The sequence below is a fragment of the Actinoallomurus liliacearum genome (assembly GCF_039542035.1).
GTDB classification, from domain to species: Bacteria; Actinomycetota; Actinomycetes; order Streptosporangiales; family Streptosporangiaceae; genus Actinoallomurus; species Actinoallomurus liliacearum.
In genome coordinates this window covers 1-4,284 of record NZ_BAABHJ010000024.1, presented here as the reverse complement: position 1 = coordinate 4,284, position 4,284 = coordinate 1, and the positions used below count along the sequence as shown (strand labels likewise).

General features: G+C 72.2%; 5 protein-coding genes. 4 read left to right on the top strand and 1 reads right to left on the bottom strand.

The annotated features are described in order from the left end of the window. The 4 genes from sucB to lipB all read left to right on the top strand — a co-directional run. Nucleotides 1-843 (top strand): 2-oxoglutarate dehydrogenase, E2 component, dihydrolipoamide succinyltransferase (gene sucB / locus ABD978_RS30695; RefSeq protein ID WP_345362543.1); only part of this gene is annotated, 843 nt, incomplete at its 5' end. Between the two features lie 50 nt (nucleotides 844-893). Next, on the top strand, nucleotides 894-1,781 hold the full coding sequence (locus ABD978_RS30690; RefSeq protein WP_345362540.1) for a TIGR01777 family oxidoreductase: 888 nt from the start codon (nucleotides 894-896) through the stop codon (nucleotides 1,779-1,781). Between the two features lie 167 nt (nucleotides 1,782-1,948). Next, nucleotides 1,949-2,686, top strand: a complete 738-nt coding sequence (locus tag ABD978_RS30685) for a Type 1 glutamine amidotransferase-like domain-containing protein (protein WP_345362537.1) — start codon at nucleotides 1,949-1,951, stop codon at nucleotides 2,684-2,686. A gap of 59 nt (nucleotides 2,687-2,745) precedes the next feature. Next, entirely contained in the window at nucleotides 2,746-3,450 is a 705-nt protein-coding gene (gene lipB / locus ABD978_RS30680; RefSeq protein WP_425550782.1) for a lipoyl(octanoyl) transferase LipB, read from the top strand. 17 nt (nucleotides 3,451-3,467) lie between these two features. Here lipB and ABD978_RS30675 read toward each other — a convergent pair whose 3' ends face one another. Further along, nucleotides 3,468-3,971 (bottom strand): DUF1877 family protein, encoded by a 504-nt coding sequence (locus tag ABD978_RS30675; RefSeq protein WP_345362531.1) that lies wholly within the window; start codon nucleotides 3,969-3,971, stop codon nucleotides 3,468-3,470. Nucleotides 3,972-4,284: the final 313 nt, after the last annotated feature.

Here is a 4,284-nt window from a genome sequence, read left to right as displayed (position 1 = left end):
GCGCCCGAGCCGGCCCCGCAGGCCGCTCCGGCGCTCGCGCAGCCCGCCCCGGCCGCCGCCCAGGCTCCCGCGGCACCCGCCGCCCGCCCGGCCGCGCCGGTCCCGGCGGAGGTGTCGCGCCTGCGCGGCACCACCGAGAAGATGTCCCGCACCCGCCAGTCGATCGCCCGGCACATGGTCGAGTCGCTGCAGGTGTCGGCGCAGCTGACCACGGTCGTCGAGGCGGACATCACCAAGATCGCGCGACTGCGCGAGCGCGCCAAGGCCGACTTCCTGGCACGGGAGGGCGTGAAGCTCAGCTTCCTGCCGTTCTTCGCCCAGGCGGCCGTCGAGGCGCTCAAGGTGCACCCGAAGCTCAACGCGGTCATCAACTCCGAGACCAACGAGGTGACCTACCACGACGTCGAGAACCTCGGCATCGCGGTGGACGCCGAGAAGGGCCTCATGGTGCCGGTGATCCACAACGCCGGTCAGCTGAACCTCGCCGGCCTGGCCCAGCGGATCGCGGACCTGGCGGAGCGCACCCGCACCAACCGGGTCAGCCCCGACGAGGTCACGGGCGGCACGTTCACGATCACCAACACCGGCAGCCGTGGCGCGCTGTTCGACACGCCGATCCTCAACCAGCCGCAGGTCGGCATGCTGGGCACCGGCTCGGTCGTCAAGCGTCCGGCGGTCATCGACGACCCGCAGCTCGGCGAGGTCATCGCGGTGCGCTCGATCGTGTACCTCGCGCTGACCTACGACCACCGCCTCGTGGACGGCGCCGACGCCGCGCGGTTCCTCACCACGGTGAAGAACCGCCTGGAGGAGGGCAACTTCGAGGCCGAGCTCGGCCTTTGAGGTCGGTGTCGGCACCGCCTTTCGTTCGGTCCGCTAACTAAGCTGCGATCGTGCAGATCGCCATCACCGGTTCGACCGGACTCATCGGTTCGGCCCTCGTCCGCGCACTGCGCGACGAGGGCCTTACCGTTCTCAGGCTCGTACGCCGCCGGCCCACGGCCGACGACGAGGTTCACTGGGATCCGTTCGGGGAGGTGGACACCGCCTCTCTGGAGGGCGTCGACGCGGTGGTCCACCTGGCCGGGGCGGGCATCGGCGACCGCCGGTGGACCGAGTGCTACAAGCAGGAGATCCGCGACAGCCGCGTCGAGGGCACCCGCACCCTCTGCCGGGCCCTGGCCGCGATGGACGACCGGCCGTCGGTGCTGGTGTCCTCCTCGGCGTCCGGCTATTACGGCGACACCGGCGACCGTACGGTCGATGAGGACAGCCCCTCGGGCGAGGGGTTCCTCGCCGGGCTCTGCCGCGACTGGGAGGCCGCCACCGCGCCCGCCGCCGAGGCCGGGATCCGCGTCGTGATCCCCCGCACGGGTGTCGTCCTGGCGCGCGAGGGCGGCGCGCTCGGCCGGACGCTCCCCCTGTTCCGCGCCGGGCTCGGCGGCCGGCTCGGCAACGGCCGCCAGTGGATGAGCTGGATCTCCCTCGCCGACGCGATCGCGGCGCTGCGCCTTCTCATCGACGGTCCCCTGGAAGGGCCGGTGAACCTCACCGCCCCCGAACCCGTCACCAACGCCGCCTACACGTCCGCCCTGGGCCGCGCCCTGCACCGGCCGACGGTCCTCGCCGCGCCGCCCTTCGCGCTGCGCCTGGCGCTGGGCGGGCTGGCCGACGAGGGCGTCCTCGTGAGCCAGCGCATCCTGCCGGCCCGCCTCACCGCCGCGGGCTTCGGCTTCCGGCATCCGGACCTGTCGAGCGCCCTCGCCGCCCTACTGTCCTGAACGCCGGAGAGAACACCGGGAGGTCGGTCGGGGCCGGTTGGTCCGGGGCGGCATGGTGTCCTCTCTTCCAGGAAGTCGCAACGAACGCGCCACTCCCCCTGCGCCGCCCGCCCCCGGGGCCGTACCGTGACGGGTGGCCGTGGGACGTGGAGTGGAGAGGGCGAGTGATGAGCACCGACGGTAAACCGCACATCGTGGCGATCGGCGGCGGCGGCTTCATCCCCACCGACCGCTACGGGCTGACGCCGAGCCCGCTCCTCCGGTACGCCCTGGACCTCACCGGCCAGGACCGCCCGCGGGTCTGCTTCCTCACGACGGCGCTGGGCGACGCCGCCGACGCGATCGCCCGCTTCTACGCCGCCTTCGCCGGGACGGACGCCGAGGTGAGCCACCTGGCGCTGTTCCCGATGCCGAACCACGAGGACCCCGCGGCGCACCTGCTCGCCCAGGACTTCATCTACGTGTCCGGCGGCAGCGTGGCCAACCTGCTGGCGCTGTGGCGCCTGCACGGCCTCACGGACGCGTTCGCCGAGGCGTGGCGTACGGGCGTCGTCCTGTGCGGGCAGAGCGCCGGAGCGCTGTGCTGGCACGTCGGCGGCACCACCGACTCCTTCGGCCCGCAACTGCGCCCGCTGACCGACGGGCTGGGCCTGCTGCCCTACTCCTGCGGCGTCCACTACGACAGCGACCGGCAGCGCCGGCCGCTGCTGCAGCGTCTCGTCGCCGAGGGCGCGCTGCCCGACGGATACGCCGCCGACGAGGCGGTCGCGCTGCACTACGTCGGCACGGAGTTCGTCCAGGCCGTGTCGTACGTCGAGGGCCAGGGCGCCTATCAGGTCGCCGCCGACGGCTCCGGCGGCGTCAAGGAGACGCGGATCGAGCCTCGGCTGCTGGCGTCCTTCTAGGAGCACGTACGCTGAGGGCCGTGAGCGTCAGCGAAGAATCCACCACCGTCCTCGACGAGCTGCCCGCGAACTCCAGCGAACTGGTCTTCATCCACGCCGGCTTCGGCGAGCGGGCGATCCCGTACGAGGAGGCGTGGGAGCTGCAGCGCCGGCTGCACGAGCGGCGGGTCGCCGACGAGATCCCCGACGTCTGCCTGCTGCTGGAGCACCCGCCGGTCTACACGGCGGGCAAGCGGACGGAGCCGCTGGACCGGCCGATCGGGGACCCGGGCGCGCCGGTGATCGACGTGGACCGCGGCGGGAAGATCACCTGGCACGGCCCCGGGCAGCTCGTCGGGTACCCGATCGTCAAGCTGCGGGAGCCCGTCGACGTCGTCGCGTACGTCCGCACGATCGAGGCGGCGCTGATCGACACGTGCGCCGACCTGGGCCTGGCCACCAAGCGGGTCGAGGGCCGGAGCGGGGTCTGGGTGCCCGGCGTGCCCGACCGCAAGGTCGGCGCGATCGGCATCCGGGTATCCCGTGGCGTCACGATGCACGGGTTCGAGCTCAACTGCGACTGCGACCTGGGCTGGTTCGACAAGATCGTGCCGTGCGGCATCCGCGACGCGGGCACCACGTCGCTCTCCGCGGAGCTGGGCCGCGAGGTCACCGTCGCGGAGGCCCTCGCGCTGGCCGAGGTACGGCTCGCCGAGGCACTCGACGTGTCCGGCACCGCGCACCGCTCACTCGACGCGATGCTCGGCCTGCCGGTCACCTCCTGACGCGCCTGTGCGCGAGGTCAGCCCATCGCCTTGAAGATGGCCTGTCCCTCCGCCGAGGCGGCCTCGAAGAAACGGGTGAGCCGCTCGTACACCACGCGCAGCTCCCCGTCGCGGATCGCCTCGGCGGGCTCGCCCACCCAGTCCTCCGCGCCCTGGACGCCGAGCTCGGCCATCCGCTCGGCGTCGTAGCGCCCGGCGATGCGCTTGAACTCGGTCGCGGCGAGGTGGTCGGCGGCCAGCTTGACCCGCTCGGCGGTCAGGTAGATGACGTCGACGCCGAGCTCCTCGGCGCCGTCCTCGGTGAGCAGCCGCCCGCCGCAGACCACGTCCGCGGCCGGGTGCGGGCCGTCCCAGGGGTCGCCCGTCAGCAGGTAGTGCAGGGCCTGCCACGCACCGGCGACGGGGAGCACGGGATGCTTCTCCCGCCAGTTACCGCCGCCGAACACCGCGCGGGCACGGGCCCCCGGATCGCCTCCGCCCTCGGCCTCCGGAAGCCTGAGGTACGTCATGGCCACTCGCACGCCTGACCTCCGTCATACATCATCCGCACGCGACACCCACGTCACCTTAGAGAGATCGACAGCTACGTATGGTGAGAACGAGATAAAACACCGATCTCAACCTCCCGCCGACGCCACGGCGGGCCGGCGTGGAGTACGGAGCCACGTCGTTCGGGTCGCGGGCGCGCGTTTTCCCGGAAGATCGTCCACTATGGCACCGCCTTGTGCAACACGAGGAAATACCGACATACCCTGAACGAGTGACAGCCGTATCTCCTGAGGGCCGGAAGTTGTTGCGTGTCGAGGTGCGGAACTCCGCGACCCCGATCGAGCG